General features: G+C 68.9%; 25 protein-coding genes. 14 read left to right on the top strand and 11 right to left on the bottom strand.

What is annotated here, in order from left to right:
• Window positions 1-40 precede the first annotated feature (40 nt).
• A complete protein-coding gene (locus tag ACZ5TV_RS04660) occupies window positions 41-949 on the bottom strand; it encodes a carbon-nitrogen hydrolase family protein (RefSeq protein ID WP_379783278.1) in 909 nt (302 codons plus the stop codon).
• 133 nt (window positions 950-1,082) lie between these two features.
• Between ACZ5TV_RS04660 and ACZ5TV_RS04655 the strand changes: the two genes are divergently transcribed.
• Window positions 1,083-1,298 (top strand): hypothetical protein, encoded by a 216-nt coding sequence (locus ACZ5TV_RS04655; RefSeq protein WP_379783276.1) that lies wholly within the window; start codon window positions 1,083-1,085, stop codon window positions 1,296-1,298.
• A 98-nt stretch (window positions 1,299-1,396) separates the two neighbouring features.
• Window positions 1,397-2,749 (top strand): HEAT repeat domain-containing protein, encoded by a 1,353-nt coding sequence (locus ACZ5TV_RS04650; RefSeq protein ID WP_464384159.1) that lies wholly within the window; start codon window positions 1,397-1,399, stop codon window positions 2,747-2,749.
• Between the two features lie 258 nt (window positions 2,750-3,007).
• Here ACZ5TV_RS04650 and ACZ5TV_RS04645 read toward each other — a convergent pair whose 3' ends face one another.
• Window positions 3,008-3,202, bottom strand: coding sequence for a cold-shock protein (locus ACZ5TV_RS04645; RefSeq protein WP_112079586.1), 195 nt, complete (start codon window positions 3,200-3,202; stop codon window positions 3,008-3,010).
• Window positions 3,203-3,317: 115 nt separating this feature from the next.
• Between ACZ5TV_RS04645 and ACZ5TV_RS04640 the strand changes: the two genes are divergently transcribed.
• Window positions 3,318-5,168 (top strand): phospholipase D-like domain-containing protein, encoded by a 1,851-nt coding sequence (locus ACZ5TV_RS04640; protein ID WP_464384158.1) that lies wholly within the window; start codon window positions 3,318-3,320, stop codon window positions 5,166-5,168.
• Window positions 5,169-5,199: 31 nt separating this feature from the next.
• Here ACZ5TV_RS04640 and ACZ5TV_RS04635 read toward each other — a convergent pair whose 3' ends face one another.
• A complete protein-coding gene (locus ACZ5TV_RS04635) occupies window positions 5,200-7,143 on the bottom strand; it encodes a DHH family phosphoesterase (protein ID WP_379782613.1) in 1,944 nt (647 codons plus the stop codon).
• A 160-nt stretch (window positions 7,144-7,303) separates the two neighbouring features.
• On the opposite strand from ACZ5TV_RS04635, the gene ACZ5TV_RS04630 reads away from it, so the two are divergent.
• The 5 genes from ACZ5TV_RS04630 to ACZ5TV_RS04610 all read left to right on the top strand — a co-directional run bounded on the left by ACZ5TV_RS04630 (window position 7,304) and on the right by ACZ5TV_RS04610 (window position 11,156).
• The gene (locus tag ACZ5TV_RS04630) at window positions 7,304-7,879 is read left to right on the top strand and encodes a Mov34/MPN/PAD-1 family protein (RefSeq protein WP_379782610.1); all 576 of its coding nucleotides are present in this window, start codon (window positions 7,304-7,306) and stop codon (window positions 7,877-7,879) included.
• A complete protein-coding gene (locus ACZ5TV_RS04625; RefSeq protein WP_379782608.1) occupies window positions 7,876-8,304 on the top strand; it encodes an FAD synthase family protein in 429 nt (142 codons plus the stop codon). The genes ACZ5TV_RS04630 and ACZ5TV_RS04625 overlap by 4 nt, the downstream gene beginning before the upstream one ends.
• 152 nt (window positions 8,305-8,456) lie before the next feature.
• Complete coding sequence (locus ACZ5TV_RS04620) at window positions 8,457-9,881, top strand: heme o synthase (RefSeq protein WP_464384157.1); 1,425 nt, start codon at window positions 8,457-8,459, stop codon at window positions 9,879-9,881.
• On the top strand, window positions 9,878-10,573 hold the full coding sequence (locus ACZ5TV_RS04615; RefSeq protein ID WP_464384156.1) for a DUF7546 family protein: 696 nt from the start codon (window positions 9,878-9,880) through the stop codon (window positions 10,571-10,573). The genes ACZ5TV_RS04620 and ACZ5TV_RS04615 overlap by 4 nt, the downstream gene beginning before the upstream one ends.
• A gap of 340 nt (window positions 10,574-10,913) precedes the next feature.
• A complete protein-coding gene (locus ACZ5TV_RS04610) occupies window positions 10,914-11,156 on the top strand; it encodes a SelT/SelW/SelH family protein (RefSeq protein WP_379783567.1) in 243 nt (80 codons plus the stop codon).
• Window positions 11,157-11,196: 40 nt separating this feature from the next.
• Here the strand turns inward: ACZ5TV_RS04610 and ACZ5TV_RS04605 are convergent, their stop codons facing one another.
• Together ACZ5TV_RS04605 and ACZ5TV_RS04600 are read right to left on the bottom strand one after the other, a co-directional pair.
• The gene (locus ACZ5TV_RS04605) at window positions 11,197-13,689 is read right to left on the bottom strand and encodes a heavy metal translocating P-type ATPase (protein ID WP_464384155.1); all 2,493 of its coding nucleotides are present in this window, start codon (window positions 13,687-13,689) and stop codon (window positions 11,197-11,199) included.
• 51 nt (window positions 13,690-13,740) lie between these two features.
• Window positions 13,741-13,947: a hypothetical protein gene (locus ACZ5TV_RS04600; RefSeq protein ID WP_379781314.1), complete on the bottom strand. Its 207-nt coding sequence runs from the start codon at window positions 13,945-13,947 to the stop codon at window positions 13,741-13,743.
• 96 nt (window positions 13,948-14,043) lie between these two features.
• Here ACZ5TV_RS04600 and ACZ5TV_RS04595 point away from each other — a divergent pair, with 96 nt between their 5' ends.
• The 5 genes from ACZ5TV_RS04595 to ACZ5TV_RS04575 are packed head-to-tail and all read left to right on the top strand — an operon-like array spanning window position 14,044 to window position 17,503.
• Window positions 14,044-14,217, top strand: coding sequence for a hypothetical protein (locus tag ACZ5TV_RS04595; protein ID WP_379781317.1), 174 nt, complete (start codon window positions 14,044-14,046; stop codon window positions 14,215-14,217).
• Between the two features lie 7 nt (window positions 14,218-14,224).
• Window positions 14,225-14,749 (top strand): cytochrome c oxidase subunit II, encoded by a 525-nt coding sequence (locus tag ACZ5TV_RS04590; protein ID WP_379781320.1) that lies wholly within the window; start codon window positions 14,225-14,227, stop codon window positions 14,747-14,749.
• On the top strand, window positions 14,746-16,539 hold the full coding sequence (locus ACZ5TV_RS04585; protein WP_379781322.1) for a b(o/a)3-type cytochrome-c oxidase subunit 1: 1,794 nt from the start codon (window positions 14,746-14,748) through the stop codon (window positions 16,537-16,539). Before ACZ5TV_RS04590 ends, ACZ5TV_RS04585 begins: the two co-directional genes overlap by 4 nt.
• Entirely contained in the window at window positions 16,536-16,766 is a 231-nt protein-coding gene (locus tag ACZ5TV_RS04580) for a CbaC protein (protein ID WP_379781324.1), read from the top strand. The genes ACZ5TV_RS04585 and ACZ5TV_RS04580 overlap by 4 nt, the downstream gene beginning before the upstream one ends.
• An 11-nt stretch (window positions 16,767-16,777) precedes the next feature.
• A complete protein-coding gene (locus tag ACZ5TV_RS04575) occupies window positions 16,778-17,503 on the top strand; it encodes a DUF7546 family protein (protein WP_379781326.1) in 726 nt (241 codons plus the stop codon).
• Between the two features lie 133 nt (window positions 17,504-17,636).
• Here the strand turns inward: ACZ5TV_RS04575 and ACZ5TV_RS04570 are convergent, their stop codons facing one another.
• The 3 genes from ACZ5TV_RS04570 to ACZ5TV_RS04560 all read right to left on the bottom strand — a co-directional run bounded on the left by ACZ5TV_RS04570 (window position 17,637) and on the right by ACZ5TV_RS04560 (window position 19,383).
• Window positions 17,637-18,323, bottom strand: a complete 687-nt coding sequence (locus ACZ5TV_RS04570; protein WP_379781328.1) for an SCO family protein — start codon at window positions 18,321-18,323, stop codon at window positions 17,637-17,639.
• A gap of 95 nt (window positions 18,324-18,418) precedes the next feature.
• On the bottom strand, window positions 18,419-19,219 hold the full coding sequence (locus ACZ5TV_RS04565; protein WP_379781330.1) for a sulfite exporter TauE/SafE family protein: 801 nt from the start codon (window positions 19,217-19,219) through the stop codon (window positions 18,419-18,421).
• The gene (locus ACZ5TV_RS04560) at window positions 19,216-19,383 is read right to left on the bottom strand and encodes a hypothetical protein (protein ID WP_379781332.1); all 168 of its coding nucleotides are present in this window, start codon (window positions 19,381-19,383) and stop codon (window positions 19,216-19,218) included. Before ACZ5TV_RS04560 ends, ACZ5TV_RS04565 begins: the two co-directional genes overlap by 4 nt.
• Window positions 19,384-19,478: 95 nt before the next feature.
• Between ACZ5TV_RS04560 and ACZ5TV_RS04555 the strand changes: the two genes are divergently transcribed.
• Window positions 19,479-19,835, top strand: coding sequence for a DUF7542 family protein (locus ACZ5TV_RS04555; RefSeq protein ID WP_379781334.1), 357 nt, complete (start codon window positions 19,479-19,481; stop codon window positions 19,833-19,835).
• Here the strand turns inward: ACZ5TV_RS04555 and ACZ5TV_RS04550 are convergent.
• The 3 genes from ACZ5TV_RS04550 to ACZ5TV_RS04540 form a co-directional block, all read right to left on the bottom strand.
• Window positions 19,770-20,486 (bottom strand): cytochrome C biogenesis protein, encoded by a 717-nt coding sequence (locus tag ACZ5TV_RS04550; protein ID WP_464384154.1) that lies wholly within the window; start codon window positions 20,484-20,486, stop codon window positions 19,770-19,772. The genes ACZ5TV_RS04555 and ACZ5TV_RS04550 overlap by 66 nt on opposite strands.
• Complete coding sequence (locus ACZ5TV_RS04545; protein ID WP_379781336.1) at window positions 20,483-21,034, bottom strand: TlpA family protein disulfide reductase; 552 nt, start codon at window positions 21,032-21,034, stop codon at window positions 20,483-20,485. Before ACZ5TV_RS04545 ends, ACZ5TV_RS04550 begins: the two co-directional genes overlap by 4 nt.
• 119 nt (window positions 21,035-21,153) lie before the next feature.
• On the bottom strand, window positions 21,154-21,741 hold the full coding sequence (locus tag ACZ5TV_RS04540; RefSeq protein WP_379781339.1) for a DsrE/DsrF/DrsH-like family protein: 588 nt from the start codon (window positions 21,739-21,741) through the stop codon (window positions 21,154-21,156).

Raw genomic sequence — 21,741 nt, 5'->3', positions numbered from 1 at the left:
GTTACCTTTGAAAGGAGATTTTTGATATCGACAAAAATTTTTATCGATCTTTTGTATCGGGGACGGATCCGATCAGATCGCGCTGCCGGTCGAGAACCGCCCGTTCGAGCGTCGCGATCAGGTCTCGCTCCCCGTGGCCGAGCGCAGCGGCGACCCGACCGTCCGGTCGGGCAACGAGAGAGTTTCCGGCGTACTCGAGCCTCTCGCTCTCGCCTGTCCGGGATCCGGATCCGCCGGTTCGCCCTGCCCCGACGACCCACCGAACCCCGTCGAGCGCTCGAGCCCGGAGGAGGAGTCGCCAGTTCGCCGCGTGCGCCGCGGGCCACGCCCCGGGAACGAACAGCGCGTCGACGGCGCGCTCCGTGAACCAAGTGCTTTCGGCGACGAAGTTCAGGTCGTAGCAGGTCAGTATCCCGGTCGGCCCCACGGGCGTCTCGACGACGACACGGTCGGTCCCCGGCGTCAACAGCTCGCGCTCTCCGCTCCAGAGATGTCGCTTCCGGTACACCGTCGGTTCGCGACCCTCCGAACCGGGTGCCGGCACGTACGCGGTCGCGTTGTAGTACTCCACGGTGCCGACGTCGCTCTCTCCCGGTTCGCCCCCGTTCCCGAGTTCGCTCCCGCCCTCGGACTCGTACCCACCCCCGGAGCCGCTCTTGGAGCGGCCGTCGTTCGCAGGCCCGCACTCGACGTACCCCGCGACGAGGGCCACGTCGCCCGCGGCGGCGATCGCCGTGAGCCGATCCAGCGCGTCCGATCGGTCGAGTGCGACCTCCCGGATCCGGCCGTCGTCGACGAACCCGGTGAGCGCGTACTCCGGGCAGACGGCCACGTCGACCCGCGCCGGGAGGTCACCGACGCGCTCGCGGAGGCGATCGGTGTTGTGCTCGACTGCGAGGTCGTCGATAGACAGCTGTACGGCGGCGACGGTGGGAGCCTTCCCGGACATACTCGTCCCGTCGTCGCGGCCGGCGGAAAACGCATCGGCCGTGCGCTGTCGGATTCAACTCCGTGTATCGGCCGTGTGCCGCCGGATTCAATTCCATCGAGGTCGTACTCGTTCCCGTGTTCGAGCTGATCCCATGACCGTCGACCCGCCCGCCGCCGACGAGGTGTTCGACGATCCGGCGACGCCGGCCGACGTCGACGTGGATCCGGCGACGCTCGACCGCGAGTGGGTCGTCGGCGAGGCCGCTGCCGTGTTCGGCCTCACCCGAGACGAGGCCGACCAGTGGGTCGTCGAGGACGGCGTTCTCGCCGTGTACGCCCGGATACAGGAGCACTGGGGCGCGATCTAACTCCCCGAGTGTCCGACCCGCCCGTCGCTCGGCGGCCCGAGGTCGGCCCGCCCGCGAAGGGAAACGTCTTAATGGGCAACGCGCCCAGTCTCGGGTGTATGAGCAACGGCGACGACCCGGCGGACGCCTCCGAGGGGGCCGACGCCGACGACCCGGAGGGTGACGACGAGTCCGCGGCGACCGTCCCGACCCTCCCGGACGAGGCGACCGAGGAATCCCTGACCGAGTACCTCGACGAGATCGAGACGGCGCTCGCGGACGCCGAGACCGAGGCCGACCTCGACGACGTCGAGGCGCTGCTGGACGACGCCGAGAACGCCCTCGCGGACGCCGACCTCCCGGAGCCCGACGAGGACGACGAGGACGCGGATGACCCGCGCGGCGATCTCGAAGACCGGATCGAGACCCTGCGTGAGGACCTCTCGGACGCCCGCGGCCCCTACGCCGACGACGTCGTCGACGCGATCGACGCCGCGGCCGACACGCTGGCCGACACGGAGTGGACCGCGGACGGCCGTGTGGACGCCGCCGACGCGGTCGGCGTCTTCGTCGACGACGCGACGGTCGCCGTGGACGCGACGGTCACCGTCGACGACGACGGGATCGAAGCCCTCACGGACGCGCTCGGCGCGGTCGCGGACGCGGTCGACGATGCGGGGCTCGACCCCGATGACGACGCCGATACGATCGCCGAGCTGCTCAACGCCACCGACGCGCTGTCGGACGCGCTGGAAGCGGCAGAGGAGTGGGACGACCTCGAGACCCACGAGCAGCTCCGCGCGCAGGGATACTACGACGTGCTCGGTCACTACAAGGACTTCCCCGTCGAGTGGGCGGCGCTGAAGGAGCACGAGACGCGCGGTAACGTCGACATGATCCTGCTCGCGCTCGATTCGCTCCAGTCGGACTTCATGGAGCGGCACTGTCTCGAAGCGTTCGAGCGCATGGGAAAACGCGGGAAAACCGAGGCCTCGCTTGAAGAGCTGCTCGGCCGCGCCGGCAAGCGCGACCGGTTCGCGATCCGGATCCTCGGGAAGATGGCGGCCGACGAGGCAGTTGATACCCTCGTCGAGTACGTCGACGAGGCCTCCAACCCGCAGCTCCAGAAGACGACGTTCAAAGCGCTCGGCGAGATAGGCGCGACCGAGGCGGTTCAGCCCCTCGCGAACCAGCTCGACCCGGACGGCGACACCGACGAGCTCGTTCGTCCCCACGCGGCTCGCGCGCTCGGCCTCATCGGCGACACCCGTGCCGTCGATCCCCTCGCCGACGCGCTCGCCGAGGACGACTCCGACGACCTTCGCGCCGCCGCCGCGTGGGCCCTCAGACAGATCGGCACGCAGGACGCGCTCGAAACCGTCGCCGAGTACGTCGACGAGCGGTCCTTCATCGTCCAGACCGAAGCGGAGAAAGCGAAGACGACGCTCGACGCTGCGGCGCAGGCGGCGTAACCCTCGTACGGAGTGGTGTAACCCGCGACACGGGCAACGAACGCCGCGACATCCGTCGGTCCGACGCGGTGGCTCTTCGTTCTCCGAGAGTATCGGTAACGATCCCGCCAGCGACTGCCGCCACCGTCGGCGAGCGCTCTCGCTCCGGGGTCAAGGGTTCGTGAAAACCTGTCGCGTTCGGTGTCCCGCGGTCGAGACCGGCCGAGCCCGATGATCGTAGTGTGTGCGTTCCGGGGCGACGATCGCCCGAGGGGACGGTTAGTTGCGGACGACGTTCGTCGCGCGGGGGCCTTTCGGCGAGGACTCGACATCGAACTCGAGCTCCTGTCCCTCTTCGAGGTCCGGGCCGCCAACGTCTTCCATGTGGAAGAACACGTCATCGTCCTCGTCCTCAGTCGAAATGAAACCGTAGCCGCCAGTGTCGTTGAAGAAATCAACCTTTCCGTTTGCCATTGCAAACAAACATACACTCGGTTCGGGCATAACCCTTGCGAGGGTCGTGGTACCACGACCGTCCCGGTCGTCCCGCACCCGGCCGTTTATATGCGATACCGCACCCATGCGGCGCATGCGACGGGGGTTCGACCGATCCGTGTGGTTCGAGAGGCCGGCGTCCATCGCCGTGGTCGTCGCCATCGCCGCGCTCGTGTTCGTGGCCGTGCTCGCGGTCGTTGCCCCCGCAGCGGCGGCGAGCCCGGCTGTGACGGCCCATCCCGATGTGACGGGCCCAAGCGTGGTGACTCCGAGCGTGGCGACGACAGCTTCGGACGTGACGACGATGGATCCGGATGTCGCGTCGGACGGGTCGGTCGCCACGTCGAACGGGTCGGCCGCCCGATCGGAGGCGACCCCGGCCATCGTCGAGCTCTATCCGAACCCCGTCACCGAGGGGAACCGCGGCGAGTATCTCGTCGTCCGACTCCCGTCGGCGGGAAACTGGTCGCTCTCGGACGGCCACCACACGACGGCGATCCCGTCCGGGGCGAACGGAACCGTCGCGCTCTCGATGGCGCCGGAACTCGCGGCGGACCACCTCGCCCGGGCGGGGGACGGGCAGCGAACCGGCGTCCCGGTTCATGCGTTGGAGGGGTACTTCCCGCTCGCCGCGGCGGGCGACCGGATCGAGCTCCGTCGTGACGGTGAGGCGGTCGACGCCGTCGCGTACGGCCGCGTCCGCGAGGGGCATCGCTGGCGTGCGGTGTGGGGCGAGTGGCGGCCGGACGGGTACGAACCGCGCGCTCCCGAGCGTGTCACCGGCGCTGCGGTGACGCCGTTCGTGCTCCCCGACAGCCCCGAAATGCCCGTCGATCCGCTCGAGACGGCTGACGACCGGGTCCTCGTTGCCGGTTACACCCTGGAGTCCGACCGGGTCGTCGACCGGCTCGTCGCGGCCCACGAGCGCGGCGTCGCGGTCCGCGTCCTGATCGAGGGAACGCCCGTTGGCGGGTTTCAGAACCGGGGCGCACACGCTGCGGATCGTCTCCATGCGGCGGGTGTCGAGGTCCGAGTTCTCGACGGCGAGCCGGACCGGTTCCGGTTCCACCACGCGAAGTACGCCGTCGTCGACGACCGCGCAGTCGTGCTCACGGAGAACTGGAAGCGCTCCGGAACGGGCGGCGGCTCGAACCGGGGGTGGGGGATCGTCGCGGACGACGACGCGGTCGCCGACTCGCTCGCCGCCCTCTTCGAGAACGACGCGGCCGCCGCCGACGCCCGACAGTGGTCGGTATTTCGGGGGGGCGCGACGTTCCACGGGCCGCCCGTCGCCCCCGCGGAGGTGGACGCGGACGGTGCGGACGGACGGGGGCCGGGCTGGTTGGGCACCGGGGCCGACTCGCGTCCCGCGTACCCCTCCCGGTTCGACCCGCCGACCGGCGCGCCGGCGGACGTCGAGCTGCTCACCGCTCCCGGCAACGCCGCCGACCGGATCGTCGATCGGGTCGACGCGGCCGACGACCGGGTGTTGGCTGTCGTCCCACGCACGGGCGGGCCCGACGAGCGGATCGTCCGCGCGCTTCGCCGGGCCGCCGACCGCGGCGTCGACGTTCATCTCCTCCTCTCGGGGGAGTGGTACGACCGCGAGGAGAACCGCGCGCTCGCGGAGCGCTTCGCCGACGAGCCGATCGCGGTCGCCGTCGCTGACCCCCGGGGGCGGTACGGGAAGGTCCACGCGAAGGGGCTCGTGATCGACGACACCGCGATCGTGGGGAGTCTCAACTGGAACGAGCAGGCGGCGACGGAGAACCGCGAGGTGCTCCTCGCGATCGAGAATCCCGGCGTCGCGGATTTTTATGCGAAAGCGTACGCCGCCGACTGGCGGGGTGGCGGCGTCCAGCTGCCGGTCGGGTTCGTCGGCGGACTGGTGGCGACGCTGGTCGGTGCGGGACTCGTCGCACGGCGGGAGGTCGCCTTCGTTTGAAGCGGGCGCGGGCCGTGGTATCCCGTCGAGATCAGTCCTCGATCGCGACCGTCGAGGAGAGCGCCTCGTCGATCTCGGCGTCAGCCATCTTCTCGATGAGCGCCTCGATAACGGCCTCACGGCGGCCTTTCACGAACTTGATCGAGCCGACGACGAGGTGGCCACCACCGGAGACCCCCGCCTCGGGGAGCTCCTCGTTCAGCTCCGTGACCATCCGCGGGATGTCGAGTCTGACGCCGTCGGAGCGGAGCACCGCGAAGTCCGGCCCGTAGCCGATCGTGATAACGGGGTCGCCCGTCTCCTGGACTCGCGAGTCGTGGAGCTCGCCCGTCGTCTTCCCCGGTGCAGGGTAGGTGAAGCGGTGGGCGTACTCGTCGACGTCGATCCGGTAGAGATGTGCTCCGGAGGCGAGCCGCTCGTGTTCGACGTGCTCGTCGACGGCGTTCAGCTGGCGATTTACGTCGCGCTCGGCGCGCTCCGCGAGGAACTCCACGAGTTCGGCGTGTCGCTCGGGGTCGTCACAGCCGACGTTGAGCGCGTCGTTGACGAGCGTCTTCCCCTCGGAGTAGCGGAGCCAGTGGGCGGCGTAGTCGAGCGCCTCGCCGATGTCGCGAAGGTCGTCCACGTCGTAGCCGGCGTCCGCGGCCAGCGCGAGGTAGTCGTCCATCGCCTCGGCCTTCGAGCGGTCCGAGAGCCCCGCGACCGCGGGGACGTGTTCGAGCTCGTCGGTGAGCGAGGGGTCGATCAGCCGCGCGAGCTCGACACACATCATCCCCGTGGTGATCCGGTAGTCTTCGTCGTGCAGGTACGGGTTGACGTGCGCGTCGAGCAGCGGCGCGACCGCCTCGGGGTCAGGGTGGTGGTGATCCACGACCGCGATGGGGATGTCGTAGTGGGCGAGGTTCTCGTAGGCAGGCACGTCCTCCTCCGTCGACCCGTTGTCGAGCATCAACAGGAACGGGAGCTTCCGGCCGTGGCGAGCGCGCCCCTCCAGCGCGAAGTTCAGATCGCGGGTGACGTCCTCCATCTCGTAGTACGGGGCCTTGCTCGGCAGGCGCTTGAACAGGTGCTGTGCCGCGTCGGGGTCCTCGTTGACGTCGCGGACGAGCCGTTCGAGCGCCAGCTGGACGGGGATCGCCGCGCACATCCCGTCGCCGTCGGCGTGGTGTCGTACTCGGATCGGTCGCCCGGCGAGGGCCGTCCGGCGGAGCAGTCGGGCGAGCTCCCGGAGGTCGTCGTGGACCGACTCGAACGCCTCCCACTCGACGAGCGGGTCGATGTCGTCCGGTTCGGCGCGCTCGTCGAGCGCGGCCTCGAAACGGTCACGGGCGTCCGTCTCCCGCTCGCCGTCCAGTCGTTTCAGCGAGTCGACCTCCAGCTGGAGGCCACCTTCGCGGGTCTCGACGGTGCCGGCGACGTGGACCATGTCGCCGACCGCGATCTCGGGGTACGCCCGGACGCCGGCCTCCTCGAAGGCGGCACACGAGACGACTCCGGAGGCATCGGCGACACCGAAGATCGTCGGGCCACCGGTCTGTTTCGCCTGGACGACCTCCCCCTCGACGGTGACTTCGTCGCCTGGGACGAGGCCGCGGACCCGCGAGATCGTGGGCTCGTGGTCGACGGTCTCGGTGGTGTACGCCGCCGGCGACTCGTCGCTGAAGGCGATGTCCCCGTTATCCTTGATCTCGGTGAGACGGACGATGAGACGGTCGTCGACGTCGTACTCGCCGTCGAGACTCGACGCGTGGATCAGCCCCGAGACGGCGTCGGAGACGTCGACGAAGACGCCGTACTCCACGACACCGTTGACCTCGGCGTGATACAGGGCATCGACCTCGACGTCCTCGAGCGTGCAGTCTGGTGCGAGGTCGTAAACGGTCGCCTTCTCGGCGGTCCCCTCGGCCGTCGTGGCGTCGGGTTCGGGACTCGAATCGTCCCGCATGCCGGAACCTCCGGCGGTGTTCTCGCTCATATCCGTCGTTCGGGATCGGCAGGTGTTAAGCTTGTTATCTCCGTCTCGGCCGGGATCCACGGCCGGATCGGGTTCCTTGCGGGACTCGCGGTCCGGACACGTACCGGCTTCCTGCTACGGGTCCGGAACCCCTATGAGGCGACGGCGAGTGGATTTACGTATGCGACTGTTCCGGTCCGATGAGCTCCTCGGGATCGCCCGGGAGACGATGGAGTTCATCCTCGAAGCCAGCGAGGAGACCCACCCCAACGAGTACATGGGGTTCCTGCGGGCGGACGACGCCCGCAAACTCGACATCGACCGGGAGGGACAGGTGATAACCGACGTGCTCGTCATTCCGGGCACGGAGTCGAACCCGGTGAGCGCCTCGGTCCGTTCACACATGAAGCCGAACGACATGCGCTCGGTCGGCTCCGTCCACTCACACCCGAACGGCGCGCTCCGCCCGAGTTCTGCCGACCTCGCGACGTTCGGACAGGGTGAGATCCACATCATCGTCGGGGCTCCTTACGGCTGGGGCGACTGGAAGGCGTTCGACAACGAGGGGAACCAGACGACCCTCGACGTACTCGACGTGGAGGTGCCAGACGAGCACTTCTTCCATTTCACGCAGGAGGACATCGACCGCGAGCTCGTTGAGGACGGCTACGATCGGGGCGTCGTCGAACCGGATGACCGGGTTCGCAACGACGGGGACGAAGACTCCGGCGGCTTCCTTTCGTGGCTGCGGCGATGACTCGCGTCGTCGCGCAGGGAACGTTCGACCTGCTCCATCCCGGGCACGTTCACTATCTGACGGACGCTGCGACGTACGGCGACGAGCTCCACGCCATCGTCGCCCGCCCGTCGAACGTCACCCACAAGCCGAAGCCGATCCTCGACGCCCGCCAGCGCCGGGATATGATCGCGGCGCTCGACGCGGTCGACGAGGCTCATCTCGGTGATCCGGAGGACGTGTTCGTCCCCATCGAGCGGATCGATCCGGACGTCATCGTGCTGGGATTCGACCAACACCACGACGAGGCCACCATCGAGGCTGCACTCGCGGATCGCGGTCTCGACTGTCGCGTCGAACGGGCGAGCGGTCGCGACCCGCGGTACGACGCGGAGCTGCTCTCGACTGGCGACATCGTCGACCGTGTGCTCTCGCGTCGGGGATGAGCGTCGATCCGGCGGTCGGGGGGGAGCGTCGATCCGGCGGTCGGGGGTGACGCACGCACGACTCGATCCGTCCGAGAGCGTTCTCACGCTGCGGTCGACCGGGAGTCGTCGAAGCGCGGGACATATATGGGCCGATCCCCAAGCGGATCCAAGTGACGATACCCGATCGGTTCCCCGCGGTCCTCGCCGCGACGGCGATGGGAGCGTATCTCCTGCTCGTCGTCGGAGCGACGACCTCGCTGACGGACGCCGCCGCGGCCTGTACTGGCTGGCCGGCCTGTGGCGACGGCTACGCGCTTCCGACGGAGCGTGCCGGCTGGGTCGCGCTGGGCCACCGCGCCCTCGGCGCGGCGGTCGGCGTCGCGATAGCGGCGTCCACGTTCCTCGCGTGGCGTGACGGTGCGAGCCGGAAGGTCCGTGCCGCGCTCGTCGCCGCCCTCGCGCTGTATCCGGTTCAGATCGGTCTCGGCGCGCTCGTCGCACTCGGCGGTGGGGCGTCTGCGGGCGTCCTCCTCGCCGTCCCCCTTGCGATGGTCCACCTTGTCTTCGGTGTAGCGATCTTCGGCGCGGTGCTCGCCGGTCTCGCTTGGTGGCTGGAGGCGGTGACCGGCGACGCGGACGACGCTCCCGTCGACTTCGAGCCCGGGACCGACGATCTCCCGCCGGTCGAGGCGGCTCCTTCCCCGGCAGTTCCGACCGGCACCGGTCCGCGGCTGAGGGCGACCGCGGCGGCGTACTTCCGACTGATGAAACCGCGGCTGATGTGGCTGCTCTGTCTGGTTGCGGCCGCCGCGATGGCGCTCGCAGGCGGCACAGGGTTCACGCCGCGGACGGTCGCGGCGACGCTGGTCGGCGGTGCGCTCGCGATCGGCGCGTCGGGGACGTTCAATCACGTGCTCGAACGCGACGTCGACAAACGGATGCAGCGCACCAACGACCGGCCGCTTGCGACCGACCTCGTTCCCGTCCCGCACGCGGTGGCGTTCGGCGGTCTGCTGACCGCGGTCTCGCTCGGCCTGTTCTGGACGGTGAACGCGCTGACGGCGTTCCTCGGGCTGATCGCGATCCTGTTTTACAGCGTCGTGTACACCCTGGTGCTCAAGCCGAACACCGTCCAAAACACCGTCATCGGCGGGGCGGCGGGCGCGCTCCCCGCGCTCATCGGCTGGGCGGCCGTGACGGAGACGGTCGGTGGCGGCGGGCTGCTGCTCGCGGCGGTGATCTTCCTGTGGACGCCCGCGCACTTCTACAACCTCGCGTTGGCGTACAAGGACGACTACGAGCGCGGCGGCTTCCCGATGATGCCCGTCGTCCGCGGCGAGACGGCGACCCGGCGACACATCGTCTGGTATCTCGGCGCGACGCTCGTCGCCGCCGCGGTGCTCGCGCTCGTCGCGGAACCGCTCGGCGGACTGTACGCGGCCGTCGGCGTCGTGCTCGGGGCCGTGTTCCTGTGGGCCGTTATCCGGCTCCACTACGAACAGACGGAGGCCGCGGCGTTCCGGGCGTTCCACGCGTCGAACGCCTATCTGGGCCTGCTGTTGTTCGCCGTCGTCATCGACGCGCTGGTCGTATGACGGCGAGCGAGGAGGGCGTCGGCGAGGCGGCCGCCACCGACCGGCTCCGAGCGGCGCTGCCGTCGGCGCGGACCGCCGGCCTCCTCGCGCTGATCGCCAACCTCCAGCTCGTCGCGGTCGTGGCGTACTACGCCTCTCTCGGGTCGTTCCCGTCGACGCCGAGATACGTCTTCTACGGGCTCGTGTGGGTCAACGTGGGCGCGTACGTCCTGTACGCCGTGCCGGTGCCCGCCGGCTACGGGTTCCCGACCCGCCGGCGCGCGCTGGCGATCGCGACCGCCTACTTCGGGCTGCTCGCCTTCTTCGCCGGCCTCGTCGCGACCGGGGTTCCCGAACGGGCGGTCGACGCCCGGATCGCGTGGCTCCCGCTAGGGTGGGGGCCCGCGGTCGTGTACGCGAGCGAGTACCTCACGCTCGTGCTGGTGCCCGCGTACCTGATCGGCTACGCCGCCCTCGCGAAGCTCGTCTACATCACCGTGTTGGAGGCGTCCGGGTCGGTCGTCGCGGGGATCGTCGGGCTGTTCTCGTGTGTCTCCTGTACGTTCCCCATCATCGCGATGGTCGCCTCTGGCGTGTTCGGCGGGAGCGGGATCCTCGCGGCGACCGCGCTCGACGTCTCCTACGGGCTCTCGACCGCCGTGTTTCTGATCACGGTCGGGCTGTTGTACTGGCGGCCGGGGTTCCGGTCGTGAGGGCGACGAGGATGCGTTCTCTACTTATAAGCCGTCGCTAACGCGGTGAACACGTCTAACCGACCGGGATAACCCATCTTCGGCGGGGTAGACCCGTCCGAAGTCCCACCTCGTACAACTCCACACCTCACGCCTCCCCAGCCTTGCCGCGGCTGCCCTTATAAGGACAGCCGCGGCGGCCCTCGCGGTCCGCTCGCGCCTATATAAGGGCGCGAGCGGGCGCGCCACCGCGGCGGGTGTTCGCTCCGGTCCGTCTCGTCCTGTCCGTCTCTCCTCGTCCGCCCGTTCCGGGTTCCGCGAGCCGCCCTTTTAAGTCTCGCCGGACCCGATCCGGAGGCGTATGACACGAGTCGAAGTCGAGTACTGTGTACCGTGTGGCATGCTGAACCGCGCACAGGACATCTCGGGTGCGGTCCTCGAACAGTTCGGCGAGGGTGTCGACGAGGTCGCGTTGGTTACGGGCGACGACGGCGTGTTCGTCGTCCGCGTCGACGACGAGGTCGTCTTCGACAAGACCGAGGACGACTACGACGTCGACGCCATCGTCCGCGCCGTGAAACCCCACGTCGGCGCGTCGGCCTGAAGACGGGCTTCGACCGTCGCACACACGGGCGGGCGGCCATCTAGTCCGTGTCGACCACTGGCCGGGCCGAGTTGCTTACCACGAGCAGGCTGCTTGCGCCCATGGCCAGCGCGGCTAAAAGCGGGTTTAGCGCTCCCGTTATCGCCAGCGGGATCGCCACCCCGTTGTACACGAACGCCCAGCCGAGATTCTCCTTCAGCCGCCGGTTCGTTCCCGCCGTGACGTCGAACAGTTCGGGTATCGCCGAGAGCCGGTCCTCCAAGAGGACGGCGTCGGCCGCGTCGGCCGCCAGGTCCGTCCCGCTCGCGATCGATATCCCGAGGTCGGCGGCCGCGAGCGCGGGGGCATCGTTGCTCCCGTCGCCGACCATCGCCACGCGCTCCGTCGCTCCGATCCGCCGCACGGTCTCGGCTTTCGCCTCCGGCGGCACCTCCGCGAACACCTCGTCGATCGCGGGATGGTTCTCGAAGCGCCGGGCGGCCGCGAGGGAGTCCCCGGTGAGCACCACCACGCGCTTCCCGCGTGCGTCGAGCTCCTCGACCAGTTCCTCCCACTCGTCCCTGACCTCGTCGCCGACGGCGAGCACACCGCGAACGACCCCGTTCCAGCCGACGTACACTGGGACGTGGCCCGTGGACTCGGCCTCCGCACCCGCCCTGACGAGCCGGTCGGGGAGGGACCACTCGGATCCCGGGAACAACGACCGGTGACCGACGACGACCCGGTCGCCGTCGATCCGCCCTTCGACTCCTCGATCGGAGACCGTCACGTCGACGGCCCCGGGAGCGCCCGTCGCCGAGCCGCGGCCGTCGTCCGGGTCGCCCGCCTGCCCGCCCCCGCTCGCGGCGTCCACCCCGCCGTCGGTCGTGCCGGTTCGCCCGGGTGTCGGGGCAGGGTTTGAGCCGGACGCACCGTGGTTCTCGCCCGACCCGCCGCCGGCCGCGTCGACGATCGCCGCCGCGATCGGGTGGGCGGAGGCGCGTTCGAGCGTGGCCGCCCGTTCGAGCACGCGTTCTGCGACCGCCTCCTCGGTAACCTCTCCCGCCGTGACCGTCGTATCGACAAGCCGCATCTCCCCGTCGGTGAGCGTCCCCGTTTTGTCGAGCACGACGGCGTCGACCTCGCCGGACGACTCGAACACCGCGTCGGAGACGACCACGATCCCGCGTTCGGCCGCGTCCCGGATCCCGGCCGCGATAGCGAGCGGCGTCGCGAGCCCGAGCGCGCACGGACAGGAGACGATGAGCACCGTGAGCGCGACGAGCGCGGCCGCCGTGGGGCCGCCACCGGTCGCGAGTGTCACCCCACCGACGACGGCGGCGACGACGATCACCAGCGGGACGAACACGGTCGCCAGCTTGTCGACGAGCCGCTGGACGCCGGAACGCGAGCTCTGGATCTCCCACAACAGCCGAACGAGGGTGTCCAGCGTGCTCGTCGCGTCCTCGCCGACCTCGACGACCACCGGCGAGTCGGTGACGACGGTGCCGCCACGCACCGGGTCGCCGGCGCGTTTCGTCGCCGGCAACGACTCGCCCGTAACGAGCGCCTCGTCGACGGCGGCGGTCCCGTCCGCGACGGTCCCGTCGAACGGCACCCGCTCGCCGGGCCTGACGAGCAGCCGGTCGCCCGGCTCGACCGCCTCCGTTGGGACGGTCCCACCCGATTCACGTCTCACGGTCGTCTCCGCCGCCGTCGTTAGCGCCGAGAGCGCGCCCGTTGCGCGCTCCTTGATGATCGCCTCGTAGTGGCCACCGGCGGTGACGACGAGGATCACGGCGATGGTGACGTCGAAGTAGAGGTCGGTCCGGCCGAGGAACATCGCGAGCGTGCTGTACGCGTACGAACTCGTCGCCGCCAGCGACACCAGAAGGTCCATGTTCGGCTGCCCCGCCCGGAGACTCACGTACGCCCCGCGGAGGATCGGGAACCCGGTGTAAAACAGCACGATGGACGTGAACACCCAGATCTGGGTGAACAGGTAGAGTCCCGACACCCCGCCGAGATCCAGAAGCGGCTCGTATCCGAAGTAGGTCGGGTACAGGAACAACACGTACCACAGCATCGCCATCATGCCGAAGAACCCACCGCCGACGAGGAACCGAACCACATCGACGTCGTCACCCTCCGGCTCCGGTTCTGCCCGGTCGCTCGCGGTGTAGCCCGCGACGGAGAGGGCGGTCGGGAGGTCGTCGCGGTCGACCTGTTCGGGGTCGTAGTCGACGCGGATCGTGTCGGTCGCGTAGCTCGCCTCGGCGGCCTCGACGCCCTCCTGTTTCCCGGCGGTCAGCTCGAGGAAGGACTCACAGGTCGCACAGTGCATCCCGTCGACGTGGAGGAACGTCGTCTCGCCGTCGAACGATTCGCCCGGGTCCGCCCCCGGGCGGCGCTCCGCGACGTCGTCGAGGTCGTCGACGTCATCGAGCGAGCGGGCAACCGCCAGACACCCCCGACAGCAGAACTCGCCGTCGACCGACGGGTCCGTGTGTGGGTCATCCCCAGTTGGGAGGTCACAGAGTGTACAGCTCGACATATGTTGGGTTCACGATCCGTCAGTCGGGGCGCTCTCGGCGCACTCTACCGGTCAGCTGCTCCCGCGTGCGTCGTGATCGGTCCCATTCCCGTCGAACCGATCGCTTCCGCCGGTGGCGATACGGAGGCTCGCGAAGATCAGGAACACGTTCACCGCGGCAACCGCCACGAGCAGGTCGGCTCGCGCGACCGCGTACGCGAGTACCGGAACGAGTGCGCCCAACACGAGGAGTACGGCGCGCTGTAACGGGAGCTGCATACCCACAATTATCCCCGCTGCTCATACATAACAGTAAGGTTCTTACTATCTGGGAACGGTTCGATCGTATATGAGCCGGTACGGCCAACGCCTACCATGAGCCGAACCGAGACCGCACAGGCGGCCGTCGACGACGGCGGCGGCGAGGAGGAGTTCGACCCGGTCGGGACCCTGGCGCTCATCGCCGTGTACTTTGCGATATTAGTGTTGGCGTGGGTGTACGTTTACTACATCGAGTTCCTCGGGCGGGACCTCGTCATCGTGGGGTGACCACGGAATGCATATCCACGCATACGAGAAACTCTGGCTCGCGCTGTCGCTCGTGTTGATCCTGCTACTTATCGGATCGGTCACCTACGGCGCGGTCGGCCCGGGGATCGCGATGGTCTCCGATAGCGGCGGACAGATCGACGCGGGTGCGCTCGACGAGGACGACCGGTTCGCCGACCCGCGTGTCGAGCAGGTCGGCGAGAACAGCTACGAGGTGTACGTGGAGGCGTACCAGTACGGGTTCAACCCCGGAACGGGTGACCCGATCGTCGTGCCCGAGAACAGCGAGGTAACGTTCTATATCACCTCTTCGGACGTGATCCACGGCTTCCAGGTCGTCGGCACGAACGCGAACACGATGGTCGTGCCCGGCGAGGTCGCCGAGATCTCCGTCGAGGCGAACGAGCCCCGCGAGTACGGGATCGTCTGTAACGAGTACTGCGGTGCGGGCCACCACGTCATGGAGGGAACCCTCAAGGTCGTCTCCGAGGAGGAGTACGCCGAGATGACCGACGGAGGTGACGACGCATGAGCGCCGAACTCGAAACGGAGCCGACGTTCGTCGACAAGTTCCCCCAGGAGGCGAAGGTCGTCCGTGCCGCGTTCCTCGGCTCCTTCCTCGCGCTCGCGTTGGGTGCGCTGTTCGGCATCGTCCAGACGCTCCATCGGACCGATATCTTCCGCGGGCTCATCAGCTCCGCGGAGTACTACACCGTGTTGACGGCCCACGGCGTCTTCCTCGTCATCAGTTTCACCATCTTCTTCCTCGTCGGCCTGTTCACGTGGGCGGTCGTCCGAAGCCTCGACCGCCCCGTCGTCGACATCCGAATCACGTGGACGTGGTACCTGCTCATGTCGGCGGGGATCACGATGACCGGGATCGCGATCCTCGCCGGGTTCACGGACCGGCTCGACATGAGTGCCGACGTGCTGTTCACGTTCTACGCGCCGTTACAGGCGCACCCGCTGTTCTACGCCGGGCTCGTCGTGTTCATCATCGGGACGTGGCTCGCGGGGGCCGACTGGTTCCGCACGTGGCTCGCGTGGCGCGAGGACAACCCGGACGAACGGATCCCGCTCCAGACGTTCATGGTGCTGACGACGATGATCATGTGGTACATCGCGACGTCGGCGATCGCCGCATCCGTCCTCGTCTTCCTGCTGCCCTGGTCGCTCGGGTTGATCGAGCAGGTGAACCCAACGCTCACGCGGACGCTGTTCTGGTTCTTCGGCCACCCCGTCGTCTACTTCTGGCTGATGCCAGCGTACCTGCTGTGGTACACCGTGCTCCCGAAGATCGCCGGTGGACGGCTGTTCAGCGACCCGCTCGCCCGGGTCGTCTTCGTGTTGTTCCTCCTGCTTTCGACCCCCGTCGGGATCCACCACCAGTACCTCGACCCCGGCATCGCGGAGGGGTTCAAGTTCATCTCGATGACGAACACGATGTTCCTGTTGTTGCCCAGCCTGCTCACCGCGTTCACCGTCGTCGCCAGCGTCGAGTACGGCGCACGTCAACGCGGCGGCACTGGGCTGTTCGGCTGGCTTCGGTCGCTTCCGTGGCGGAACCCGGCGTTCACCGGCATGATGCTCGCGGGTCTGATGTTCGCGGCCGGCGGCTTCTCCGGCATGGTGAACGCGGGGCTCAACATCAACTACATGATCCACAACACGCTGTGGGTCCCCGGTCACTTCCACCTCACCGTCGGTACCGCGGTCGCGCTCACGTTCATGGCGGCGACCTACTGGATCTGGCCACAGATCACGAACAAACCGATCTACAGCAATGCGATCGGGCTGTTCCAGGTCGTCCTCTGGTTCATCGGGATGGCGCTCATGTCGAACGCGATGCACGCGCAAGGGCTTCTGGGAGTCCCCCGACGGACCGCGGAGCCGGAGTACGCCGGCTTCGACTACCCGATCGGCTTTGGCGGCGTCGAGGAGCTCAATATCCAGATCGCCATCGGGGGGACCCTGCTGTTCGTCTCGACGGTCTTGTTCATCGGTAACGTCGTGTTGACGATGGGGAACCCGAAGGTATCCGGGCTCGCGGAGCCCCTCCCGCCCGCACTCTCCGGTCCCGAGGACGCTCCGAAGGTCTTGGATAACCTGCGCCTGTGGGTGGGGATCGCGGTCGTCCTCGTCGTGCTCGCGTACGCGCTCCCGCTCGCGGCTATCGTCAACAACGGCGGCCTGTTCGGGCCCGGTGTCGGGACGTACCCGCAGTGGGTCGCGGCCCCGGTGGTCGCGGTCGCGGACGCGGTCGCCCCGGTCCTCGGTGCGCTCGCCGACACCGCGACGCCGGTCGTGGAGGTGATCCGATGACCGTGGACATCACTCGCGGCGGGCTGTACGTCGCGCTCGCGGTGTTCGGCGTGATACTGTACGAGATCCGGACCGTGCTGGATTTCGTTGGGGTCGAGCTCCCGTTGATCCCCTACATGATCGGCGTGTTCGTGCTCGCCGGTGTCGCCATCGCCGTCGTCCAGCTCAAAGGTGGCTGGCGCGACGCCGACGACGCGAGCGCGTCGGACCCGAACGACCCCGCCTAACCGTCCGATCCATGGCGACGAACACCGACGACGACGCCGCGAACACGGCCACACCGCCCCGGCTCCCTGACCGCTTCTACGGGCGCTCGGGTGCGGTGTACCGTGGTTCGCTGGCCGGGACACTCGTTGCCCTCGCGTATCTCGTCGTTCTCGCCGTCTACCTCGCGACGACGAGCGTCGACGTGATCGACCCGAGCCGTGCCGGCTACCCACTCGTCTGGTTCTCCGTCGGTGCCGCGGCGCTTGCGGCGGCCACGGCAGCCGGGGGACGGGGCGGGAACACGACGGCGGTCGGTGACGTCCCTCGCTGGGCGGTCGGTGTCGCCATGGCATACGTCCTCCTGCTCGCGGGGGTCAGCGGGCTCGTCTCCTTCGGCACGACGGGCGTCGGCGTCTCCGTGACCGGGGCGCTTCCGGGGTGGGGACCGATCGTCCTCGCCGATCTCGGCGTGCTCGCGGTCGCGGTCGTGCCGTTTCAGGCGGTTGGCTACGTCGTCCTCGGCGTCCTGTTGGCGGGCGCGCTCGCCGTTCGGTCCGGGTCGCTTGCGGCCGGGTTCGTCGGGTTGTTCAGCTGTGCCGGCTGTCTCCTGCCGGTCGTCGCTGCCCTCGGGTCAGCCGTCGGCATCCCGCTGTTCGAGGGTGTCGGATCGATCCGGCTGTCGACGGTCGCGTTCGTCACGGCTACGCTGCTGCTCGCGGCCGTCGTCGTCCGCGGGGGCGGTTCTTGCCGGCGATGATGGCGGGACAGGGCATCGACGGGGCCCGGTAGGTCCTCGGCGATCGGTCGCTCCGACCACGCTCGAACTCCGTACCGACTGCGGCTAACCCCCTTCTTGAGCACGCTCGAAGCCTTCCCCGACTGCCGCCGGGTCAGCGCTCGCTGAACCCCTCCACGACGGTTTCGATGTCGTCGACGACGCGGTTGTGGTCGAGGTTCTCACCGCGGTAGGCGCGCTCGACGACGCCGTCGGGATTGACGAGGAGCGTGACCACGATGTGTGCGAAGTCGTACCCCGGGAGTCGATCGCTCTCGGTCTCGCGCTCGAAGCCGAACCCGAGCTCGTCCTCGACCACCCGTTTCGCTTCGTCCGGGGTCTCCGGGCGAAGGTAGTGCCAGTTGCCGGCGTCGAGGTCGACGCCGTAGATATCGGCGTTCTCGCGGAGCGCGGCCGCGTCGTCGCGCTCGGGGTCGAACGTGATCGGGAGGAAGACCACATCGTCGTCCAAGCCACGCTCGGCGACGAGCCTCTGGATCCCGGCGAGTCTGGTCAGCAGGACTCCACACTCGGCCGGACAGGACGCGAAGAAGGTGGTGTACACCGCGGTGCGGTCGACGTCTCCGCTGTCGACGGTGGTCCCTTGGACGGGGTCCGCCAGCGAGAACGTCGGCATCGACTCGCCGTAGGCGGGGTACGAGAGCGCCTCGCTCTCGGCGATCTGGTCCTCCTGTGGGTCGAGGACGACGTTTTCCGGTCCGTCGTCGAACACCCGCGTAAGACAGCCCGCCGTTCCGGCCGTTACGGCAGCGGCCCCACCGAGCAGTGCGCGTCGCTTCATAGCTTCTCTCGGGTTTCGATCCGAATAACGCGTCTGGTGCGATCGTCCGACGAGTCTCGGAACGTGCTCGACGACCGCCCCGGCGGGACAGCCGCTCAGATCGGGGAGTAGTACGGGATCGGCGGGTGTGGCAGCGGGACGCCGATCACCATGAGTCCGTGCTGGAGCGGGATGTAGCCGAGGACGACGAAGACGACGCCGAGCACTCGATGGAACCGCAGTCGCGTCTCCCGGCTCACCGACGCGAACAACGTCCCCATCAGGAACATCGCGGGGATCGTCCCGATGCCGAGCGCGGCGAGCGCGAGGGCACCGCCGAGGGGGTCGGCCTGGACGAACGCGTAGAGGAACGCAGGGTACAACAACGGACACGGCAACAGCCCGTGTGCCGCACCCAACCCGGCGATCCGGGCGTCCCCGACCCATGCGTCCACTCGCGGCACTATCCGACCGGTGACGACCGTGGAGAGCCGACCGAGGCCGGGGATCCGGGTCGCCGGGAACTCGAGCCGCACCGCGTACCGGACCCCGATCGCGACGATGACTGCGCCGACGACGATCCCGGTCACGGCGTGAACGTCGCGCGCGACTCCCGTCGCTGCCCGCCCCGTAACGAACGCGACGCTGCCGGCGAGCCCGAACAGCGCCCCGATCGCCGTGTAGCTCGCGGCCCGCCCGAGGTTGAACAGCGCGTGTTGTCGGACCTGTCGCACGGTGAGATCGTCGCTCCGGCGACCGTCGTTCCCCCTCCGCATCCGGTCGGCGTACGTCGTGACGAGCGGGCCACACATCCCGATACAGTGGGCTCCGCCGAGCAGCCCGATGGCGAGGAAGACGACGAGGCTCAACGGCTCGGACGCGTAGATGCTACCGGACGGCTCACACGTCGCCGTCACGGCGATCCGCTCCAGCCTGTCTGCGTGTCGTCGCCCACGGCCGCAGCCCCGTCGTGACCCCCGATGGCGGCCGCGTCGTGATCCCCAGTAGCGATCGACTCAGTGGCCCTCTCAGAGTACCCGTCGGTGGGTCCGCGCGTGCCCGTCACGTCGGTTTCGTCCACGTCGTATCGTTCGTTCCACGTCCGATTAACGCGTCTGGTGCGATCCTCTCGCGAGCGATCGCGGGCGTTATCTCGCGGCCGGCCGTACGGGCCCCATGGATCGACCGGATCGAAGCCGGATCGTGGTCGCGTGTGCCGACTGTCGGTTCGAATCGGCGTATTCGACGCTCCGTGCCGCGCGCTCGGCGCTCGCCGACCACGAAGCGGAGCACGGCCACACGGTCGACTGGCGGATCGAGGCGCTCTCGAGTGGGGTCGAGCGGGCGGGCGCGGCTGCCGGCGTTTGTGGGGTCCCCGGGTCCGCCGACGCGGACTCGCCCCTTCTCGGGGGTGGGGAGGCGACGCGCGGCGATGTGGCCGCGGATAGCCGCAAGAGCGCTGACGACTCAGACGGCGAGTCCGATCTGAATCGCGCCAGCGACGACGAGGACCGTGCCGGCGACTCGCGTTAGCGACCGCGAGTGACCGGCCAACCGCTTCAGGGCGGTGTCGTGACCGATCCCGACGAGCACGGTCGTCGCGAGCAGCAGCGCGGCGAACGTCCCCGCGAGCGCGCCGAACGTCGCGAGCGTCCCGGCGGCCGGGAGCGCCAACGACTGGACGGCGACGGCGATCACCAGCGGCGAGACGCAACCGGCAGCGGCGAGCGCGTACAGCGCCCCGAACGCGCCGAAGCCGACGACGCTGGTCCGTCGCCGCGGCAGTCGGACGTGTCCCCCGAGGTCGACGCCGGCGAGCGTCACGAGCCCGAGCCCGACGAGCGCGACCCCGACGCCGACCTCCAGATACGGGAGCCCGACTCCGAGCGCGTCGCCGGCGAGTACTGCCGCGCCGGCGATGGCGGCGAACGCGAGGACGGCCCCCACGACGGCCGCCCCACCGCGGGCGAGGACGCCGGTGAGTGGCGGCGACTCTCCCTCCGTCGCGGCGACGTAGTAGCCGACGTACCCCGGAAGGAGGGCGTACGCGCACGGTGAGAGGAAAGCGGTGACACCGACGCCCGCCGCGAACGCGGCGGGACCGGCGGCGTCGCCGATGGCGGTCAGCGGGACCGCGGCGGGGGCGACGACCGCGGCCGCAGCGCCGATGGTCGACACGCTCATGCTCGGGCTATCGTATCCCGGAGAGTGTCCTCCGTCATCGCGCCGTTGTCGGCGTACACGACCGCATTCGACTCGTCGAGAACGGCCGTGAAAGGGACGCTCGCGGCGTTGAGCGCGGTAGAGAGCGTCAGGTCGTCGTCGACGCCGACGGTCCAGTCGCCCTCGTGATCGCGCCACCAGTCGGCGACGGTCTCGCGGTCGACGGTCGTTCCGACGACCTCGACGGTGATCGAGACGAACGTCGCGTCGACGTCGCGTTCGACCGCACGAAGGGTCTCCATGTACGCTGCACAGACGTCACACGTCGTCGCGAAGAACTCGAGCACCGTCACGCCCCCGCGTTCGGGGACCTCCCGGTAACCGGCTTCGCTCCCCGGCGCGTCGAACGTCTCGATCCGTGTCCGCGGAACCGTCGACGCGGTGCCGCCCGCCTTCGGCTCCCCGTTGCCGGCTGAGAGGCGATCGCTCGCGTCGGTTCGAGCGATCACGACTCCGCCGGCGAGCACGCCGGCTCCTCCGAGTCCGGCGAGCAGCTCGCGCCGTTGCATGGTCGTCCGTATCGCTTCCACGGTCTTAGCGGGTGTGGTACGACCCTCTCACGAGTCGGTGTCGGCGCACTCGCGAGGCTCGCGCGATCCGCGGGGCGAACGCGAAGAAGCGATCGGTGTCAGACCAGCAGCTGGATGTCCGCGTCGACCATGTCCTGGAAGGCGGAGGCCGCGCCCACGCCAGTCGTGACGCCGTCGTAGAAGTCGTCCTCGTCGTAGTCGAGGAGGTCGATCGTCATCTGACACGCCTGGAGGTCGACACCGCTCGCGACGGCGGTCTCTATCAGTTCCTCGACGGAAGCGACGTCGTTCTCCTCGATCTTCGACCGCATCATCCGGGTCGTCAGCCGGTCCATCCCCGGAAGCGCGCCGACGATGTTCGGCACCGGCATGTTCGGGTTGCCGACGGAGCTCAACTGGAGGTCCTTGGAGTTCTCCTCGTGGAGGATCTCCAGCCCCCAGAACGTGTGGAACACCGTCACGTCGTACCCGAACGCGGCCGCCGTGCTCGCGAGAATGAGCGGCGGATACGCCATGTCAAGGGTACCCTTGGTCGCGATGATAACCATCTTGTCGGCGTTACCGTCGTCGACGTCGCTTCGGAGGTCCGAGAGCTCGGTCTCCAGCTCCTCGATCCGCGACTGGAGCTCGCGAACGTCTTCGGGGGAAGCGGCGGGGTCCGACGACGCCGGCGTGTCCGTACTCAT

The sequence above is a fragment of the Halorubrum tibetense genome, from assembly GCF_055396225.1.
This window is presented reverse-complemented; position numbering and strand designations above follow the sequence as displayed.